At 67.7% G+C, this 17,388-nt stretch carries 21 protein-coding genes; 17 read left to right on the forward strand and 4 right to left on the reverse strand.

What is annotated here, in order from left to right; all coding sequences use genetic code 11:
* The 17 genes from infB to I71_RS40880 all read left to right on the forward strand — a co-directional run.
* A partial coding sequence (infB, locus tag I71_RS24895; RefSeq protein ID WP_042700029.1) for a translation initiation factor IF-2 occupies positions 1-1,240 on the forward strand: 1,240 nt, incomplete at its 5' end.
* 250 nt (positions 1,241-1,490) lie between these two features.
* Positions 1,491-2,084, forward strand: coding sequence for a 30S ribosome-binding factor RbfA (gene rbfA / locus I71_RS24900; protein ID WP_042700032.1), 594 nt, complete (start codon positions 1,491-1,493; stop codon positions 2,082-2,084).
* Positions 2,074-3,015: a tRNA pseudouridine(55) synthase TruB gene (truB, locus tag I71_RS24905; protein WP_042700035.1), complete on the forward strand. Its 942-nt coding sequence runs from the start codon at positions 2,074-2,076 to the stop codon at positions 3,013-3,015. The genes rbfA and truB overlap by 11 nt, the downstream gene beginning before the upstream one ends.
* Before the next feature lie 14 nt (positions 3,016-3,029).
* Positions 3,030-3,299, forward strand: a complete 270-nt coding sequence (gene rpsO, locus I71_RS24910) for a 30S ribosomal protein S15 (RefSeq protein WP_012975403.1) — start codon at positions 3,030-3,032, stop codon at positions 3,297-3,299.
* Positions 3,300-3,663: 364 nt separating this feature from the next.
* Positions 3,664-5,775: a polyribonucleotide nucleotidyltransferase gene (gene pnp, locus I71_RS24915; RefSeq protein ID WP_042700039.1), complete on the forward strand. Its 2,112-nt coding sequence runs from the start codon at positions 3,664-3,666 to the stop codon at positions 5,773-5,775.
* A 134-nt stretch (positions 5,776-5,909) separates the two neighbouring features.
* A complete protein-coding gene (locus I71_RS24920; protein WP_042700086.1) occupies positions 5,910-6,602 on the forward strand; it encodes a YafY family protein in 693 nt (230 codons plus the stop codon).
* Between the two features lie 116 nt (positions 6,603-6,718).
* Entirely contained in the window at positions 6,719-7,144 is a 426-nt protein-coding gene (locus I71_RS24925) for a VOC family protein (protein WP_042700042.1), read from the forward strand.
* Positions 7,145-7,576: 432 nt separating this feature from the next.
* Positions 7,577-8,323 (forward strand): heme ABC transporter permease, encoded by a 747-nt coding sequence (locus I71_RS24930; protein ID WP_042700045.1) that lies wholly within the window; start codon positions 7,577-7,579, stop codon positions 8,321-8,323.
* Positions 8,324-8,328: 5 nt separating this feature from the next.
* Entirely contained in the window at positions 8,329-8,562 is a 234-nt protein-coding gene (ccmD, locus tag I71_RS24935; protein ID WP_042700048.1) for a heme exporter protein CcmD, read from the forward strand.
* The gene (gene ccmE, locus I71_RS24940) at positions 8,559-9,023 is read left to right on the forward strand and encodes a cytochrome c maturation protein CcmE (protein ID WP_042700051.1); all 465 of its coding nucleotides are present in this window, start codon (positions 8,559-8,561) and stop codon (positions 9,021-9,023) included. Before ccmD ends, ccmE begins: the two co-directional genes overlap by 4 nt.
* Before the next feature lie 7 nt (positions 9,024-9,030).
* Positions 9,031-11,037: a heme lyase CcmF/NrfE family subunit gene (locus I71_RS24945; protein WP_042700054.1), complete on the forward strand. Its 2,007-nt coding sequence runs from the start codon at positions 9,031-9,033 to the stop codon at positions 11,035-11,037.
* A gap of 13 nt (positions 11,038-11,050) precedes the next feature.
* Positions 11,051-11,605 (forward strand): DsbE family thiol:disulfide interchange protein, encoded by a 555-nt coding sequence (locus tag I71_RS24950; RefSeq protein WP_042700057.1) that lies wholly within the window; start codon positions 11,051-11,053, stop codon positions 11,603-11,605.
* Entirely contained in the window at positions 11,605-12,081 is a 477-nt protein-coding gene (locus tag I71_RS24955; protein ID WP_042700060.1) for a cytochrome c-type biogenesis protein, read from the forward strand. The genes I71_RS24950 and I71_RS24955 overlap by 1 nt, the downstream gene beginning before the upstream one ends.
* Positions 12,081-13,496, forward strand: a complete 1,416-nt coding sequence (ccmI, locus tag I71_RS24960; protein ID WP_042700064.1) for a c-type cytochrome biogenesis protein CcmI — start codon at positions 12,081-12,083, stop codon at positions 13,494-13,496. The genes I71_RS24955 and ccmI overlap by 1 nt, the downstream gene beginning before the upstream one ends.
* 61 nt (positions 13,497-13,557) lie before the next feature.
* On the forward strand, positions 13,558-14,394 hold the full coding sequence (locus tag I71_RS24965; RefSeq protein WP_042700068.1) for a shikimate 5-dehydrogenase: 837 nt from the start codon (positions 13,558-13,560) through the stop codon (positions 14,392-14,394).
* Positions 14,395-14,521: 127 nt separating this feature from the next.
* Positions 14,522-15,097: a Smr/MutS family protein gene (locus I71_RS24970; RefSeq protein ID WP_042700071.1), complete on the forward strand. Its 576-nt coding sequence runs from the start codon at positions 14,522-14,524 to the stop codon at positions 15,095-15,097.
* A 24-nt stretch (positions 15,098-15,121) separates the two neighbouring features.
* A complete protein-coding gene (locus tag I71_RS40880) occupies positions 15,122-15,373 on the forward strand; it encodes a helix-turn-helix domain-containing protein (RefSeq protein WP_307189028.1) in 252 nt (83 codons plus the stop codon).
* 166 nt (positions 15,374-15,539) lie between these two features.
* Here I71_RS40880 and I71_RS24980 read toward each other — a convergent pair whose 3' ends face one another.
* From I71_RS24980 to I71_RS24995, 4 genes are all read right to left on the reverse strand, one after another.
* Positions 15,540-15,908: a histidine triad nucleotide-binding protein gene (locus I71_RS24980; RefSeq protein WP_042700075.1), complete on the reverse strand. Its 369-nt coding sequence runs from the start codon at positions 15,906-15,908 to the stop codon at positions 15,540-15,542.
* Positions 15,909-15,950: 42 nt separating this feature from the next.
* A complete protein-coding gene (locus tag I71_RS24985) occupies positions 15,951-16,334 on the reverse strand; it encodes a phosphoribosyl-ATP diphosphatase (RefSeq protein ID WP_083897386.1) in 384 nt (127 codons plus the stop codon).
* Positions 16,327-17,127, reverse strand: coding sequence for an imidazole glycerol phosphate synthase subunit HisF (gene hisF, locus I71_RS24990; RefSeq protein WP_042700081.1), 801 nt, complete (start codon positions 17,125-17,127; stop codon positions 16,327-16,329). The genes I71_RS24985 and hisF overlap by 8 nt, the downstream gene beginning before the upstream one ends.
* Positions 17,127-17,388, reverse strand: a 262-nt coding sequence (locus I71_RS24995; protein WP_042700084.1) for a HisA/HisF-related TIM barrel protein, incomplete at its 5' end; no start/stop codon positions are given. The genes I71_RS24995 and hisF, both read right to left, overlap by 1 nt.

Raw genomic sequence — 17,388 nt, forward strand, 5'->3', positions numbered from 1 at the left:
GATCGAGGCCATCCGCCACGCCAAGGCGGCCAAGGTTCCGATCATCGTCGCCATCAACAAGTGCGACCTGCCCGATGCCAAGCCGGAGCGCGTCCGTCAGGAACTGCTCCAGCACGAGCTGGTGGTCGAGGAGATGGGCGGCGACGTTCTCGACGTCGAGGTGTCGGCCAAGGCCAAGCGCAACCTGAGCAAGCTGGAAGAGGCCATCCTGCTCCAGGCCGAAATCCTGGAGCTGCGGGCCAACCCCGAGCGCGCCGCCGAAGGCGTCGTCATCGAGGCGAAGCTGGAGCGTGGCCGCGGTTCGGTCGCCACCGTGCTGGTCCAGCGCGGCACGCTGAAGGTCGGCGACGTGTTCGTCACCGGCGCCGAATGGGGCCGCGTCCGTGCCCTGATCAACGACCGCGGCCAGACCGTCAACGAAGCGGCCCCGGCCGTCCCGGTCGAGGTCCTGGGCCTGAACGGCACGCCGATGGCCGGCGACGACTTCACCGTCGTCGAGTCCGAAGCCCGTGCCCGCGAGATCGCCGAGTTCCGCCAGCGCAAGAAGCGCGAAGCGGTGGTGGCGGCCTCGGCCCGCGGGTCGCTGCAGGACATGTTCAGCCGCATCCAGGCCGGCGAGGCCAAGGAACTGCCGGTCGTCATCAAGGGCGACGTGCAGGGCTCGATCGAAGCCATCGCCAGCTCGCTGGAGAAGCTCACGGCCGAGAACACCGAGGTCAAGGTCCGCGTCCTGCACAACTCGGTCGGTGCGATCAACGAGTCCGACATCACGCTGGCCAATGCCTCCAACGCGATGATCATCGGCTTCAACGTCCGCGCCAACCCGCAGGCCCGCGACCTCGCCAAGCGCGACGGCGTCGAAATCCGCTACTACTCGATCATCTACAACGTGATCGACGACGTGAAGGCGGCGCTGACCGGTCTGTTGTCTCCGACGCTGCGGGAACGCTTCATCGGCTACGCGACCATCCGCGAGGTGTTCAACATCACCAAGGTCGGCAAGGTCGCCGGTTGTATGGTCACGCAGGGCACCGTCAAGCGCGGCGCCGGCGTCCGCCTGCTGCGCGACAACGTCGTCATTCACGAAGGCACGCTCAAGACGCTCAAGCGCTTCAAGGACGAAGTCAAGGAAGTGCGCGAGGGTTACGAGTGCGGCATGGCCTTCGAGAATTACGACAACATCCAGGCCGGCGATCAGATCGAAGCCTTCGAGATCGAGGAAATCGCTCGCGAGCTGTGACCTGTCCGGTCCGCCCGGTCCCTTCCGGCATCCTGTCGGGGCGGATCGGGCGATCTTCTTCGCTTCCAAGGGCGCGGGACCAGTCCTGCGCCCTGTTCCTATGTTGGGGTGATCGCCACTGCCCTGCTTCCGCCTGGCGGGAGATGGTTGGGGTGGGAGATTCGCAACTCCCTTGGCGGCGCCCATCTGTGTGTGATCGGCCGGAGAGCTGAAGCAGCCCGGCAAAAGACATCGACGAAAGACACGTATCATGGCCAGCAAGAAGCGCGGCGCGTTCATCGCCGGCAAGCCCCCGTCCCAACGGCAACTGCGCGTCGGCGAGGAGCTGCGCCACGCCCTTGCCGACCTGTTCCGCCGCGGGGATTTCCACGATCCGGAGCTGGCCGCGCTGAACGTCACGGTCACCGAGGTGCGGATCAGCCCCGACCTGTCCAACGCCACCGTCTTCTATTCGACATTGGGCGGCGAGCGGATGGAAGAGGCCCAGGTCGCCCTGAAGCGGGCCGCCGCCTTCCTGCGCGGGCAGGTCGCGCGCATGGTCAATCTGCGCCATGCCCCGACGCTGAGCTTCGAGGGCGACACCTCCTTCGACTACGCCCACCGCATCGACAGCATCCTGCACAGCCCGGAGGTCGCCCGCGACCTGAGCGGCCATCCGCTGGGCCGCGTCAACGGCGACGACGACCATGACGAGGATGAGGACGAGGACGATTCCTGGGACGAGGACGGTGACGATCTCGGCCCCGACGAGGCGGACGAGGACGACGACCTCGACGAGGAAGACCGCGCCATGCTCGACGACGAGGACAAGAGCGGGGAAAAGGGCGGCCGTCGTGGCTCGTAAGCGCAAGGGCGCGCCGATCCATGGCTGGGTGGTGCTGGACAAGCCGGAAGGCATGACCTCCACCCAGGCGCTGTCGAAGGTGCGCCGCCTGCTGAACGCCGAGAAGGCCGGACATGGCGGCACGCTGGACCCGCTGGCGACCGGCATCCTGCCGATTGCGCTGGGCGAGGCGACCAAGACCGTCGCTTACGCCATGGACGGCGCCAAGACCTACCGCTTCTCGATCCGCTGGGGCGAGCGCACCGCCACCGACGACCGTGAGGGTGCGGTGATCGACCGTTCCGACCATCGTCCGTCGACCGAGGCGATCCGCGCCGCCCTGCCCGCCTTCCTCGGCGAGATTCAGCAGGTGCCGCCGCAATTCTGCGCCATCAAGATCGACGGCGAGCGCGCCTACGACATCGCGCGCGAAGGCGACGCCGTCGATCTGGCCGCCCGCACCGTGCGCATCGACCGCTTCGAGCTGGTCGAGCAACCCGACGCCGACCATGCGCTGTTCGAGGTCGATTGCGGCAAGGGCACCTATGTCCGCTCGCTGGCCCGCGACCTGGCGGAAGCGCTGGGCACGGTCGGCCATGTCGGGCTGCTGCGCCGTCTGCGCGTCGGCTCCTTCACGCTGGACCGGGCGATTTCCCTGGACGAACTGGCCGCCATGGAGCAAGGTGCGGCCGTCGAACGACTTCTGTTGCCGATCGAGACCGCGCTGGACGACATCCCGGCGCTGGCCCTGACGGAAGCGGAAGCGCACCGACTGAGGCACGGCCAGACGGTGGCTCTCCTCACCCGGCAGGATCGTGACCGCCTGATGGCGGTTCAGGGTGCTGACGGTGGGGATGGCACCGTCATTGCGCTTTTCGGCGGAACGCCGGTGGCGTTGGCCCGTGTCGAGGGGGCGGAGGTCCGTCCGGTGCGCGTACTCAACCTCACGTGAATTAGGAGACCCCGATGTCGATTACGCCCGAGCGCAAGCAGGAGCTGATCAAGGAATTTTCCCGCGGCACCAACGACACCGGTTCGCCCGAGGTCCAGGTGTCGATCCTGACGGAGCGGATCAGCAACCTGACGGAGCACCTGAAGGGCCACAAGAAGGACTTCCACTCCCGCCGTGGTCTGCTGGTGATGGTCGGTCAGCGCCGCCGTCTGCTCGACTACCTGAAGAAGAAGGATCAGTCGCGCTACGCCACTCTGATCGAGCGTCTGGGCCTGCGTCGCTGACAAGGCACGCCGTCCCGCCGACGGGTTCGGGTTCCCCTGGCCGGCCACCGGCCGGGGGTTTCCCCTGAAGACCGGCGGGAACATAGATATCGGACAGCAAAGTTTTCGTTCACCTGTATCGTTCCGGAACACCTCATTGGTTATTGGCAATAGAAACTCGATCTTGAGCGTTTCGTAACGGACAGGCCGGCCCGATCATTCGGGGACCGGCCTTTTTTGCATCCGCGACGCCTCCATCTTGAGTCGTTTGGTCCTGTTGTCGAACACCGTATCTTCAGTTTTTTCGCGGGGTCCTACGACCGATGGCCCCGGCCTTGGGCGGCAATCCGGCCGTTCCAGGGTGTCGGATGGAAGGAAAGAATCCATGTTCACTGTTCATCGCAAGGAAATCGAGTGGGGCGGCCGCAAGCTGGTCCTGGAAACGGGCAAGATCGCCCGTCAGGCCAACGGCGCGGTCATGGTCACCTATGGTGATACCACCGTCCTGTGCACCGCCGTCGCCGCCAAGGCGCCGAAGCCGGGCGTCGATTTCTTCCCGTTGACCGTCAATTACCAGGAAAAGGCGTTCGCAGCCGGCAAGATCCCCGGCGGCTTCTTCAAGCGCGAGGGCCGTCCGACCGAGAAGGAAACGCTGGTCAGCCGCCTGATCGACCGTCCGATCCGTCCGCTGTTCGCCGATGGCTTCCGCAACGAGACGCAGGTCGTCTGCACCGTGCTGAGCCATGATCTGGAGAATGATCCGGACATCGTCGCGATGGTCGGCGCCTCGGCCGCCCTGACGATTTCCGGCATCCCGTTCCTGGGTCCGATCGGCGCCGCCCGCGTCGGCTACAAGAACGGCCAGTACATCCTGAACCCGACCATGGATCAGGTCGAGGACACCGATCTGGATCTGGTGGTCGCCGGCACCACCGAAGGCGTGCTGATGGTCGAATCGGAAGCCAAGGAGCTGACCGAAGAGGTCATGCTGGGCGCCGTCATGTTCGGCCACACCAACTTCCAGCCGGTGATCGAGATGATCATCGACCTGGCCGAGGAAGCCGCCAAGGAGCCGTGGGACCTGCCGGAGCCGGCCTACGACCGCAAGGCCCTGAAGGCCCGCCTGCGCGAGACCGTCGGCTCGGACGTCGAGGCCGCCTACACCGAGACGGTCAAGCAGAGCCGCTACGAGAAGGTCGGCGCCGCCAAGGCGAAGGCCCTGGAAGCCTTGGCCGAGGAATTCGACGCCCAGTCCATCGGTTTCGAGTTCAAGGAGCTGGAGGCCGACATCCTGCGCGGCGCCGTCCTGAAGACCGGCCGCCGCATCGACGGCCGCGACACCAAGACCGTGCGCCCCATCGTGTCGGAAGTCGGCGTGCTGCCGCGCGCCCACGGCTCGGCCCTGTTCACCCGCGGCGAGACCCAGGCGCTGGTCGTCACCACGCTGGGCACCAGCCAGGACGAGCAGATCATCGACGCGCTCGAAGGCGAGTACCGCGAGCACTTCATGCTGCACTACAACTTCCCCCCGTACTCGGTGGGTGAAGCCGGCCGCATGGGCAGCCCGGGCCGTCGCGAGATCGGCCACGGCAAGCTGGCGTGGCGCGCCATCCACCCGCTACTGCCGAAGAAGGAAGACTTCCCCTACACGCTGCGCGTCGTGTCGGAAGTCACGGAGTCCAACGGCTCCTCCTCGATGGCCACCGTCTGCGGCACCTCGCTGTCGCTGATGGACGCCGGAGCGCCGCTGGCCCGTCCGGTCGCCGGCATCGCCATGGGCCTGATCAAGGAAGACCACGGCTTCGCCGTCCTGTCCGACATCCTGGGTGACGAAGATCACCTGGGCGACATGGACTTCAAGGTCGCCGGCACCGAGGTCGGCGTCACCGCGCTGCAGATGGACATCAAGATCACCTCGATCACCGAGGAGATCATGAAGATCGCGCTGGGCCAGGCCAAGGACGGCCGCCTGCACATCCTGGGCGAGATGTCGAAGGCGCTGACCGGCGCCCGCGAAGGCGTCAACGAGAACGCCCCGCGCATCACCGTGATCAACATCCCGAAGGAGAAGATCCGCGACGTGATCGGCTCCGGCGGCAAGGTGATCCGCGAGATCGTCGAGCAGACCGGCGCCAAGATCGACATCGACGACGACGGCACCGTCAAGGTCTCGGCCGTCGACCAGAAGAAGTCGGACGCCGCCATCGAGTGGATCAAGGGCATCGTCGCCGAGCCGGAGATGAATGTCGTCTACACCGGCAAGGTGGTGAAGGTCGTCGATTTCGGCGCCTTCGTGAACTTCCTGGGCTCGCGCGACGGCCTCGTCCACATCTCCGAACTGGCGCAGCAGCGCGTCGGCAAGGTGTCGGACGTCGTCTCGCAGGGTGACCAGGTGAAGGTCAAGGTCATCGGCTTCGACGACCGCGGCAAGGTCAAGCTGTCGATGAAGCAGGTCGACCAAGCCACCGGCGAGGACCTGACCAAGAAGGCGGAGTGATCCGCCAGTAAGGTTCGGGACCGCCGGGCAACCGCCCGGCAGGACCTGCCGTGAAGAGGGGCGCTTCCCATCGGGGAGCGCCCCTTGTCATTTTAGATGTCATTATGGGCACCCTTCCCTTTCCGCGGTTTCCCATGTCCCGTGCCGAACGTCTCCTCGATCTGATGCAGCTTCTGCGGCGGCATCGCCAGCCGGTCAGCGGCACGTCGCTTGCCGGCGAGCTGGGGGTCAGCCTGCGCACGCTCTATCGCGACATCGCCACACTGCAGGCCCAGGGCGCGATGATCGAGGGGGAGCCGGGGGTCGGCTATCTCCTGCGCGCCGGCTTCCTGCTGCCGCCGTTGATGTTCACCGAGGAGGAGGTCGAGGCGCTGGTGCTGGGGTCGCGCTGGGTGGTGGACCGCGGCGATAGCCGGCTGGGCGGGGCGGCGCGCAACGCGCTCGCCAAGATCGCCGCGGTGCTGCCGCCGGACAAGCGCGAGGAAATGGACGGCTCGACACTGCTGGTCGGGCCGGGCGAGGCCATCCCGGCTGGGGATGCTGAGTTGGCGACCATCCGCGGCGCAATCCGGGGAGAGCGCAAGCTGGAGATCGCCTATCGCGACCGCGACGGGTCGGAGAGCCGGCGCGTCGTCTGGCCCTTCGCGCTCGGCTTCTTCGACCGGGTGCGGGTGATGGTGGCATGGTGCGAGCTGCGCCAGTCCTTCCGCCATTTCCGAACCGACCGCATCCTGGCGCTGACCGCCAGCGACACCCGCTATCCCCGCCGCCGGCAGGCGATGCTGAAGGAATGGCGCGCGGCGGAGGGCATCCCGAACAAGGGATGATCGAGGCAGACGGCATGCTGACGGAAACTGTCAGCAGGGGGGCCTAGTCTTGGCTTTGCCGGTGAGGGCGGCGAACGGAACCGCCCCACCCCAACCCTTCAAGCCCGGAACCGACCATGACCGCGCCCCAGACCGCTGCCGCCACCCTCGCCCTCGATTTCGTCCTGCTCTACGTCGACAGCCCGGCCGCCAGCGCCGCCTTCTATGCCGATCTGCTGGGCCGCGAGCCGGTGGAAGCCTCGCCCACCTTCGCGCTGTTCAAGGCGGGAAACGGGCTGATGCTGGGCCTGTGGTCGCGCCACACGGTGGAGCCGGCGGCGACCGTGCCCGGCGGCGGCGAGGTCGCCTTCACCGTCGCCGACGAGGCGGTGGTGCGTGACATGCATGCCGACTGGAGCGGCCGCGGCCTGACCATCCTGCAACCGCCGACCGCGATGGATTTCGGTCATACCTTCGTTGCACAGGACCCGGACGGCCATCGCCTGCGCGTGTTCGCACCCAATCAGGGCGAGGAAGCCCAGTCCGAACAGGTGCGGTCGTGAGCGGCGGCGGCATACGCACCGGAGCCTGGATCGCGGTCGCCAGCGCCGAGCATGTGCGGCGCGGCCGGGCCGGCGGCTTCATGCAGGTCTGTCATGGCAAGGCCGCCCCGCTGTGGCCTGCTGCCGGTCAGCCTGCACGACTTCGACCTGATCGCTGGAGAGATGCAGGCGGCGGTGCAGAACGCGAAGGTGGCCTGATCGGGAAAAAATCGCCGGCGCGCGGGGGATGAAACGCCCCGCCTCCGGCGTCCCACACCAGGGAAGACAGGTGCCGCCGGAGGTCCGGGCCGCCTCATACCTTGGTGTCAGAGTACGAACGAATGGCGGGTTCGCCTGACCGAGATCAAGGCGAAACCCCTCGCAGTCCGCCATACATGCGCTTATATCGTCCGCAAGCCTGACCAAGGTCATCTGTACCGGGGCCATCGTTCCATGCATCGTTTCGCCAACCCCGCCCGCTTCCTGCGCCTGTCGGCCGTGCTGCTGCCGTGGTGCGCCGGGGCGACCGTGATCCTGACGATCCTCGGTCTGTGGTTCAGCCTGTTCAGCTCGCCGCCCGACTATCAGCAGGGCGAGACGGTGCGGATCATGTACATCCATGTCCCCGCGGCCTGGATGAGCCTGTTCGTCTACACCAATATGGCAATTGCCGCAGCGGTCGGGCTGGTGTGGAAGCACCCGCTGGCCGACCTGTTCGCCAAGGCCGCCGCCCCCATCGGCGCCGGCTTCACCTTCGTCTGCCTGGTGACCGGGTCGCTGTGGGGCGCGCCGATGTGGGGCACCTGGTGGGTGTGGGACGCGCGGCTGACCAGCGTGCTGATCCTGTTCTTCCTCTATCTCGGCTACATGGCCCTGGTGAACGCCTTCGACGATCCGCAGCGCGGCATGAAGGCCGGCAACGTCCTGCTGCTGGTCGGCATCGTCAATGTGCCGATCATCAAGTTCTCGGTCGACTGGTGGAACACGCTGCATCAGCCCGCCAGCGTGGTGCGCATGGGCGGCCCCAGCATCGATCCCAGCATGCTGACGCCGCTGCTGGTGATGGCCGGCGCCTTCACCGCCTATTTCCTGTCGGTCGTCATGCTGCGCGTGCGCACCGAGATCGCCCAGCGCAAAATCCAGACGCTGCGGCTCTCTGTTGCCGGTGACGGCGTGGTGACGGACGGGATGCAGGGGTAAGGACGATGAACGAATTTCTCCATATGGGCGGATACGCCGCCTATGTCTGGCCGGCCTACGGCATCGCCACCCTCGTCCTGCTGGGGCTGCTGGTCGCCACCTGGAAGGGGCTGCGCAACGCCGAGGCGACGCTGAAGGCGCTGGAAAGCGCCCGCCCGGCCCGCCGCCGCACCCGCAACAGCGGCCGGAAAGCGGCCGATCAGACCGCCGGAACGCCGGTGGAAGCGAGCGAAGGATGACCCGCAAGAAACGCCGCCTCTACATGCTCGGCCTCGCCCTTCTGGGGCTTGGCTCGGCGACCGCCCTGGCGCTGACCGCCTTCCAGGACAACATCGTCTTCTTCTACAGCCCCAGCCAGTTGCAGGCCCAGCATGTCGGCGACCGCAATTTCCGTTTGGGCGGGCTGGTCGAACAGGGCAGCGTGCAGAAGCAGCCGGACGGCGTGACCACCGCCTTCCGCGTCACCGACACCGTCAACACCGTCGATGTCCGCTATCGCGGCCAGCTGCCCGACCTGTTTCGCGAGGGCCAGGGCGTGGTGGCGGAGGGCCGGATGACCGGCGGTATCTTCGTCGCGCGCGAGGTGCTGGCCAAGCATGACGAGAACTACATGCCACCGGAGGTGTCGGAGGCGTTGAAGCAGGCCGGCGTCTACAAGAACCCGGCGGAGTCCGCGACGAAGACCGCGAAGAAGGAGTAGCGGACCCGTGATCCCTGAACTCGGTCATTACGCGCTGGTGCTGGCGCTGTTCGTGGCGCTGGTGCAGTCGGTGCCGCCGCTGGTCGGCGCCGCCACCCGCAACGGCGCCTGGATGAACGTCGCGGTTCCCGCGGCCATCGCCCAGATGCTGCTGGTGCTGATCGCCTACGGCGCCTTGACCTGGGCGCATGTGGTGTCCGATTTCAGCGTGCTGAACGTGGTGCAGAACAGCCACTCGGCCAAACCGATGCTCTACAAGGTGTCGGGCGTCTGGGGCAACCACGAGGGGTCGATGATGCTGTGGATCGTCATGCTGACGATCTTTGGCGCCGCTGTCGCCCTGTTCGGGCGCAACCTGCCGCCGACCCTGAAAGCCCGGGTGCTGGCGGTCCAGGGGCTGATCGGGGTCGGCTTCCTGCTGTTCATCCTGATCACCTCCAACCCCTTCATCCGCGTGGTGCCGGCGCCGCTCGACGGCAACGATCTGAACCCGCTGCTGCAGGATCCCGGCCTCGCCTTCCACCCGCCGTTCCTCTATGCCGGCTATGTCGGCTTCTCGATGGCCTTCTCCTTCGCCGTCGCCGCCCTGATCGAGGGGCGGGTCGATCCCGCCTGGGCGCGCTGGGTGCGGCCCTGGACGCTGGCGGCGTGGTCGACCCTGACCATGGGCATCGCCATGGGATCCTGGTGGGCCTATTACGAGCTGGGCTGGGGCGGCTGGTGGTACTGGGACCCGGTGGAGAACGCCTCCTTCATGCCCTGGCTGGCCGGCACCGCGCTGCTGCATTCCGCCATCGTGGTGGAGAAGCGCGACGCGCTGAAGAGCTGGACCATCCTGCTGGCCATCGTCACCTTCTCGCTGTCGCTGATGGGCACCTTCCTGGTGCGCTCCGGCATCCTGACCTCGGTGCATGCCTTCGCCGTCGATCCCAGGCGCGGCATCTTCATCCTGGTGCTGCTGGCCGTCGCCACCGGCGGTTCGCTGCTGCTCTACAGCCTGCGGGCGCCGACGCTGAAGGCGGGCGGGCTGTTCGCGCCGATCAGCCGCGAAGGGGCGCTGGTGCTGAACAACCTGCTGCTGTCCACCGCGACGGCGACGGTGTTCATCGGCACGCTCTATCCGCTGTTCCTCGACATCATGAAGCTGGGAAAGGTGTCGGTCGGCGCCCCCTTCTTCAACGCCACCTTCGTGCCGGTCGCCATCCCGATGGTGATCGCCATGGTCGTCGGCCCCTACCTGTCCTGGAAGCGGGCGGATCTGGGGGCGGCGCTGTCCCGGCTGTGGGTTGCCGGCGTCGCCGTGGTGGCCGCTGTCGCCGTCACCGCCTATGTCAAGGCGGGCGGCGGGCCACTGCTGGCGCTGGTCGGCATCGGCCTTGCCGCCTGGGCCTTTGTCGGCTCGCTGGTGGAGTTCGCCGACCGCATCGCCCTGTTCCGCACCTCGTTCCGCAACAGCTGGAACCGCGCGGTGCATCTGCCGCGCAGCGCCTGGGGCATGACCATCGCCCACGCCTGCCTCGGCCTGTCGATCCTCGGCATGACCGGCACCTCGGCGTGGCAGACGGAATCGATCAGTGCGATGAAGCCGGGCGACCGGGCCAACGTCGCCGGCTACGAGTTCCAGTTCGACAGCGTCGGGCTGGTCGACGGCCCCAACTTCAAGGCGGAGCGCGGCATCTTCACGGTGACGAAGGACGGCCAGCGCGTCGCCACGCTGGAGCCGGAACGCCGCAGCTACAGCACCACCCGCATGACCACCACGGAATCGGCCATCCACACCACGGTCTTCTCCGACCTGTATGTGGCGCTGGGCGACCCGACGCAGAACGGCACCGCCTGGATCGTCCGCATCTACCACCACCCGCTGGTGCCATGGATCTGGTTCGGCGGCGTCGGCATGATGCTGGGCGGGCTGGTGAGCCTGACCGACCGCCGCTTCCGCATCGGTGCGCCCGAACGCCGCCGCGCTGCCGGCAAGACCGGTGGAAAATCGGCTCCGCTGCCGGCCGAATAAGGACCAAGACACGATGCGCCGCCTTCTCTACCTGCTGCCCTTCCTGCTGTTCATCGGGGTGGGTGTGGCCTTCTACCTGGGGTTCGAGCGCGATCCGCGCGACATCCCGTCGGCCCTGATCGACAAGCCGGCCCCGACCTTCGACCTGCCGGCGGTTCCCGGACAAATGGCTCAGGGCCAGCCGGCGACCGGCGGCCTGTCCTCCGCCAAGCTGGCGGGCGACGTGACGCTGGTGAATGTTTTCGCCTCCTGGTGCATCCCCTGCAAGGCGGAGCATCCCGTCATCACCCGCCTGTCACGGGAGCAGGGGGTGACGGTCTACGGCATCAACTACAAGGACAAGCCGGAGGATGCGCTGACCTGGCTGTCGCGCAACGGCAACCCCTATGCCGCCATCGGCGCCGACCAGGACGGCCGGGTGTCGATCGACTGGGGCGTCTATGGCGTGCCGGAGAGCTACCTGATCGACCGCAAGGGCCGCATCCGCTTCAAGCATGTCGGCCCGCTGACCCCGCAGGTGGTGGAGGAGCAGATCCTTCCCATGGTCAAGCATCTGAGGCAGGGCTGATGAAGCGCCTCCTCCTCGCCGTCCTGCTGGCGCTGTCCGCCCCTGCCGCCATCCCTGCCCTGGCCGTCCAGCCGGACGAGGTGCTGCCGGATCCGGCGCTGGAGAGCCGCGCCCGCGCCATCAGCCAGGAGCTGCGCTGTCTGGTCTGCCAGAACCAGTCGATCGACGACAGCAACGCGCCGCTGGCCCGCGACCTGCGCCTGCTGGTGCGCGACCGGCTGAAGGCCGGCGACAGCGACGACAAGGTGATGGAATTCGTCACCGACCGCTACGGCGACTATGTGCTGCTGCGACCGCCCTTCAAGGCGACGACCCTGGTGCTGTGGATCGGCCCCTTCGCCGTGCTGCTGCTGGGCGCGGCCGGCACCTTCCTGTTCCTGCGCGGGCGGCGCGGTGTGGCCGCCGGCGCCGACACCGCCCCCCTGAGCGCGGATGAGCGGCGGCGGCTGGATGCCCTGCTGCGGAAAGACGACTGATGCTGTTCTGGATTTTCGCCGCCGTCCTGACCGCGGCCGTGCTGCTGCTGATCGTGCCGCCGCTGCTGCGCTCGGCCGGTTCTGGGCCTGAGCGCGAGGAATTCGACCGTGAGGTCTACCGCGACCAGCTGGACGAGCTGGAGCGCGACCGGGCGCGCGGCCTGATCAACGACGCCCAGGCGGAAGCGGCCAAGGCGGAGATCGCCCGGCGCATGCTGGCGACCGCCGAAAAGGACGGGGGCGCGGCCAGCTCGGCAACAACGCCGCGCAGCGCCCGCGTGCTGGCGATTCTGCTGGCACTGATCCTGCCGGTTGGCGCGCTCAGCGTCTACGGGATCTACGGCCGGCCCGATCTGCCGGCCCAGCCGTTGGCTTCCCGCAATCTGGAACAGGAGCGTGGCGGCCCGCCCAAGAGCGTTCTCGCCGCCATGGACAAGCTGAAGGCCCAGCTGGCGGAGAACCCCAGCGACCTGCAGGGCTGGCTGATCCTGGGTCAGGCCTATGCCAAGATGGGCCGCAACACCGACGCGGCCGACGCGCTGCGCCACGCCGTCGCCCTGAACAAGGACGATGTGGAGGTTCAGGGCCTGTTCGCCGAGACGCTGGTCTCCGCCAATGACGGCATGGTGCCGGAGGAGGCGGTGGCCGCCTTCGACGCCGTGCTGGCGAAGGAACCCAAGGACCCGCGCGCGCGCTTCTTCGCCGCACTCGCCCGTTTCCAGGCCGGCGACCAGCAGGGAGCGCTCGACCGCTGGAGCGCGCTGATGGCGGAGTCCCCCGCCGATGCGCCCTGGGTGCCGGTGGTCCGCGACCAGATCCGCGAGGCCGCGGTGGCGCTGAACCTCGACCCCGCCAAGGTCACCCCGCAGCCGCTGCCGCCAGAGCAGAAGGGGCAATCTCAGCAGGCAGCCCCGAATGCACAGGCCAACCCCCAGGGCACTGCCCAAGGAAACGGGGCGGGCCAGGACGAGATGATCCGTGGCATGGTCGCCAACCTCGCCGCCAAGCTGGACGCCGATCCGTCGGACGTCGATGGCTGGCTGAAGCTCGCCCGCTCCTACGGCGTGCTGGGCGACACCGCCAAGGCGCTGGAGGCCGCCCGCAAGGCGCGCGAGCGGGCGCCGGACCGCGCCGACGTGCAGGTCGCCTACGCCAACGCCGTGTTGCAGACCCAGCCGCGCAACGAGACGCCGAAGCCCCTGCCGGAAGAAGCCACATCGGCCCTGCGTCTGGCCCTGAAGGCAGAACCGGAGAACAAGGACGCGCTGTGGCTGCTCGGTCTCGACGCCATGATGTCGGGCCGCAAGGACGAGGCCGCCGCCCATTGGGGTAAGCTGATCGCCCAGTTCAAGCCGAGCGATCCGGAATACACTCTGTTGAAAGGACGTTTGGATGCGTTGAAGGCGGGCGGCTGACCCGCCGGCCAGACAATCGCCAACAACGGCCAGGAACGGAAAGCGGCAAGGAGAGGCCCGGTTGCCCCACAAGATCGACAGAGACACGCGCCTGTGCATTTCGCTCTCGGGCCGCCCGAGCAACATCGGCACGCGCTTCCACAATCACCTCTACGAAGCCCTCGCGCTGAACTACGTCTACAAGGCGTTCACCACCAGCGATCTTCCGGGCGCCATCACCGGCATCCGTGCGCTGAACATCCGCGGCTGCGGCGTGTCGATGCCTTTCAAGGAAGCCTGCATCCCCTTCCTCGACGAGCTGGACCCGTCGGCCACCGGGCTGCAGTCGGTCAACACCATCGTCAACGACACCGTCGAAGACGGCAGCAGCCGGCTGCGCGGCTACAACACCGACTATCTCGCGGTCCGCACGCTGCTCGACCGTCACGACGTCTCGCCCGGCCTGCCCTTCGCGCTCCGCGGCAGCGGCGGCATGGCCCGCGCGGTGCTGTGCGCGCTGCGCGATTCCGGCTTCACCAACGGCACGCTGATCGCCCGCAACGAGGAGACCGGCCGCCGGCTGGCCGATGAATACAGCCTGCCCTGGCAGCCGGACACCACCGGCATCGCCGAAGGGTCGCTGCTGGTCAACGTCACGCCGCTCGGCATGGCCGGGGCGCCGGAGGCAGAAACCCTTGCCTTCGAACCGGCGCTGATCGCCTCGGCGGCGCAGGTGTTCGACGTCGTCGCCATGCCGGCCGAAACCCCGCTGATCCGCGCCGCGCGCGAGGCCGGCAAGCCGGTGATCACCGGCGCCGAAGTCATTGCCCTGCAGGCGCTCGAACAGTTCGTGCTGTACACCGGCGTGCGTCCGACCGACGAACAGATCGCGGCGGCTGCCGCCTGGTCGCAGGCGTGAGCGTCGGGTACCCTTTTTCTTCGCGCCCTTTTTCTTTGCAGCGCGGCAACACACATTGACAGGGGCGGGCCGACAGGCTTTATCGGTCGGCACCGCCCTTTTCATGTCCGCAGAAGGTTCCGCGCCGATGACCCGCAGACGACTGCCCACGCCCGACGAGCGGCGCCTGTGGCGGATCGCCATGCGCGACGCCGAACCGATGCCCGGCCGGCAGATCGAGGCAGAGCCGGAACCGGTGGCAACCATGGCAGAGCTGGTGGAGGAACCGGTGGCGACCAGCCTCGCCCCGCCGCCGACCGCCAGGCAGTTTCCCTCCCCGGCCCGGCCCTCGCAGACGCCGCATCCGCCGCTGACGCCCGGGTCGACCGCCAACATCGACCGCCGCACCGGCGACCGGTTCCGCCGCGGCGAGCTGGAGATCGACGGGCGCATCGACCTGCACGGCATGACCCAGGCCCAGGCCCACCACGCGCTCGCCGGCTTCGTCCACCGCGCCTGGAACGAGGGGCGGCGCTGCGTGCTGGTGATCACCGGCAAGGGCAGTTTCGGCAGCCTGGGCGTGCTGCGTCAGGCGACCCCCCGCTGGCTGTCGGATCCGGCCCTGCGCCCGATGGTCCTGGCGATCCAGCCGGCCCAGCCCAAGGACGGCGGCGACGGTGCGTTGTATGTCTTGATCAAACGGCGCCGCGACCGTAAGGACTAGGTCCCAAACAGTCAGGGACTCCACATGACCCCGTTCGGCGAACGGGTCCGGTCGCTGCGCGACGCCAAGGGCGTGACGCTGAAGCAGATGGCGACCGACCTGTCGATCTCGTCCGCCTACCTGTCGGCCCTGGAACATGGCAAGCGCGGCCGCCCTCACCCCAGCTGGTCAGGCAGATCTGCGCCTATTTTCTGCATCATCTGGGACGAAGCGGAAGAACTGGAGCCGCTGGCGGATCTGTCCCACCCGCGCGTGACGGTGGACACTTCGGCCTGAGCGCCCGGGCGACCGAGCTGCCAACCGGCTGTCGGAACGCATCGGCGATCTGGACGAGGAGCGGATCGACGCGATCCTGGCGATCCTGGACGCGGTGCCGGAGGGGAAAGGGACGCGGCGCCGGGTGACGGTGCGGCGACGGTAGATGCTACCGGCGCCGACCGGTTCAAGCCTTGCCGATCATCCGTGTCAGGTCGCGTCCGGCGAACAGGTGGATGTGCAGGTGGGGCACTTCCTGATGCGCGGCCTCGCCGCAGTTCGACAGGATGCGATAGCCGGGGCCGTCGGCGCCGACCATGCGGGCAACCTCGCCAACCGCGCGGAACAGGCCGGCGATCTCCGCCTCCGACGCCCTGGCGGTGAAGTCGTCCATATCCATGTAGGCGCCCTTCGGGATCACCAGCACATGGGTCGGAGTCTGCGGTTCGATGTCGTGGAAGGCCAGCGCGTGTTCGGTCTCATGCACCTTCCTGCACGGGATTTCGCCGCGCAGGATGCGGGCGAACACGTTGTTGGCGTCATAGCTCTTGGCCATCGCATGCGTCCTCTTGCTGGGGAGTCCCGCTCAAAGCCCCGATCAGGCCTTGCGGGACTTCTTCTCGTCGATGCCGCTGGTGCCCTCGCGCTGGGCGAGCTTGCTCCAGACCTCCGCCGGATCCAGTCCGGTGTCGGCCCACAGCACCAGCAGGTGATAGAGCAGGTCGGCGGACTCCGCGGCCAGCGCCGCATTGTCTCCACGAACCGCTTCCAGGATCGCCTCCACCGCCTCCTCGCCCACCTTCTGGGCAATCTTGGCGGTGCCGCGGCTGTAGAGCTTCGCGGTGTAGGAGGTCTCCGGATCCGCTCCCTTGCGGGCCTGCACGGTGGCGAACAGCCGGTCGAGCACCTCGGCGGACGGGGAGACCGGCGGCAGGGCCTGCGCCTTCTCGGCCGCTTTCTCCACTGCCTTCTTGTCACCCATTGGCTTTCTCCGCGGCGGCCGGTTCAGCCGCCCTGGCCGGACGCACCGGGATGCCGGCGGCGGCGAGCGCCCCCTTGGCCTGACCGATGGTGTAGGTGCCGAAATGGAAGATCGAGGCGGCGAGCACCGCAGTGGCGTGCCCCTCGCGGATGCCCTCCACCAGATGGTCGAGGGTGCCGACGCCGCCCGACGCGATCACCGGAACGCGGATGCTGTCCGCCACCGTGCGTGTCAGCTCCAGGTCGAAACCGCTCTTGGTGCCGTCGCGGTCCATCGAGGTCAGCAGGATCTCGCCCGCTCCCAGCGATTCCATCCGCTTGGCCCATTCCACCGCATCGATGCCGGTGGCGTTGCGGCCGCCATGGGTGAAGACCTCCCACTTGGCCGGCCCGACCTTCTTGGCGTCGATGGCGACGACGATGCACTGGGCGCCGAACTTCTCGGCCCCCTCGCGCACGAACTCCGGACGGTGGATCGCCGCCGTGTTGATCGACACCTTGTCAGCACCGGCCAGCAGCAGCTTGCGGATGTCGTCCACCGTGCGGACGCCGCCGCCGACGGTCAGCGGCATGAAGACCTGCTCCGCCGTCCGCCGCACCACGTCGAAGATGGTGTCGCGGTTCTCATGGCTGGCGGTGATGTCGAGGAAGGTCAGTTCGTCGGCGCCCTCGCGGTCGTAGACGCGGGCCTGCTCCACCGGATCGCCGGCATCGATCAGATCGACGAAATTGACCCCCTTGACGACCCGGCCGTCCTTGACGTCCAGGCAAGGGATGACGCGCATCTTCAGCATCAGTCGGCGTCCTCGACGGCAGGGGCGGACAGCAGGGCAAGCGCTTCCTTCGGATCGATCCGGCCATCATACAGCGCGCGGCCGCAGATCACGCCCTCGATCCCGGTGTCCTCCTCGACCTTCAGCGCCTTGAGATCCTCGATGGAAGAGACGCCGCCAGAGGCGATGACCGGCGTCGTCAGGTGGAAGGCGAGGTCGGAGGTGGACTCGACATTCACGCCGCCCATGGCGCCGTCGCGGGTGATGTCGGTATAAATGATG

It is taken from the genome of Azospirillum sp. B506, assembly GCF_000333595.1.
Lineage (GTDB): Bacteria > Pseudomonadota > Alphaproteobacteria > Azospirillales > Azospirillaceae > Azospirillum.

Excerpts from the sequence above, each read along its gene's own strand:
- rbfA (WP_042700032.1), top strand. The coding sequence starts at position 1,491 with ATGGCCAGCAAGAAGCGCGGCGCGTTCATCGCCGGCAAGCCCCCGTCC.
- rpsO (WP_012975403.1), top strand. The coding sequence starts at position 3,030 with ATGTCGATTACGCCCGAGCGCAAGCAGGAGCTGATCAAGGAATTTTCC.
- pnp (WP_042700039.1), top strand. The coding sequence starts at position 3,664 with ATGTTCACTGTTCATCGCAAGGAAATCGAGTGGGGCGGCCGCAAGCTG.
- I71_RS24920 (WP_042700086.1), top strand. The coding sequence starts at position 5,910 with ATGTCCCGTGCCGAACGTCTCCTCGATCTGATGCAGCTTCTGCGGCGG.
- I71_RS24925 (WP_042700042.1), top strand. The coding sequence starts at position 6,719 with ATGACCGCGCCCCAGACCGCTGCCGCCACCCTCGCCCTCGATTTCGTC.
- I71_RS24930 (WP_042700045.1), top strand. The coding sequence starts at position 7,577 with ATGCATCGTTTCGCCAACCCCGCCCGCTTCCTGCGCCTGTCGGCCGTG.
- ccmD (WP_042700048.1), top strand. The coding sequence starts at position 8,329 with ATGAACGAATTTCTCCATATGGGCGGATACGCCGCCTATGTCTGGCCG.
- ccmE (WP_042700051.1), top strand. The coding sequence starts at position 8,559 with ATGACCCGCAAGAAACGCCGCCTCTACATGCTCGGCCTCGCCCTTCTG.
- I71_RS24950 (WP_042700057.1), top strand. The coding sequence starts at position 11,051 with ATGCGCCGCCTTCTCTACCTGCTGCCCTTCCTGCTGTTCATCGGGGTG.
- I71_RS24955 (WP_042700060.1), top strand. The coding sequence starts at position 11,605 with ATGAAGCGCCTCCTCCTCGCCGTCCTGCTGGCGCTGTCCGCCCCTGCC.
- ccmI (WP_042700064.1), top strand. The coding sequence starts at position 12,081 with ATGCTGTTCTGGATTTTCGCCGCCGTCCTGACCGCGGCCGTGCTGCTG.
- I71_RS24970 (WP_042700071.1), top strand. The coding sequence starts at position 14,522 with ATGACCCGCAGACGACTGCCCACGCCCGACGAGCGGCGCCTGTGGCGG.
- I71_RS40880 (WP_307189028.1), top strand. The coding sequence starts at position 15,122 with ATGACCCCGTTCGGCGAACGGGTCCGGTCGCTGCGCGACGCCAAGGGC.
- I71_RS24980 (WP_042700075.1), bottom strand. The coding sequence starts at position 15,908 with ATGGCCAAGAGCTATGACGCCAACAACGTGTTCGCCCGCATCCTGCGC.
- I71_RS24985 (WP_083897386.1), bottom strand. The coding sequence starts at position 16,334 with ATGGGTGACAAGAAGGCAGTGGAGAAAGCGGCCGAGAAGGCGCAGGCC.
- hisF (WP_042700081.1), bottom strand. The coding sequence starts at position 17,127 with ATGCTGAAGATGCGCGTCATCCCTTGCCTGGACGTCAAGGACGGCCGG.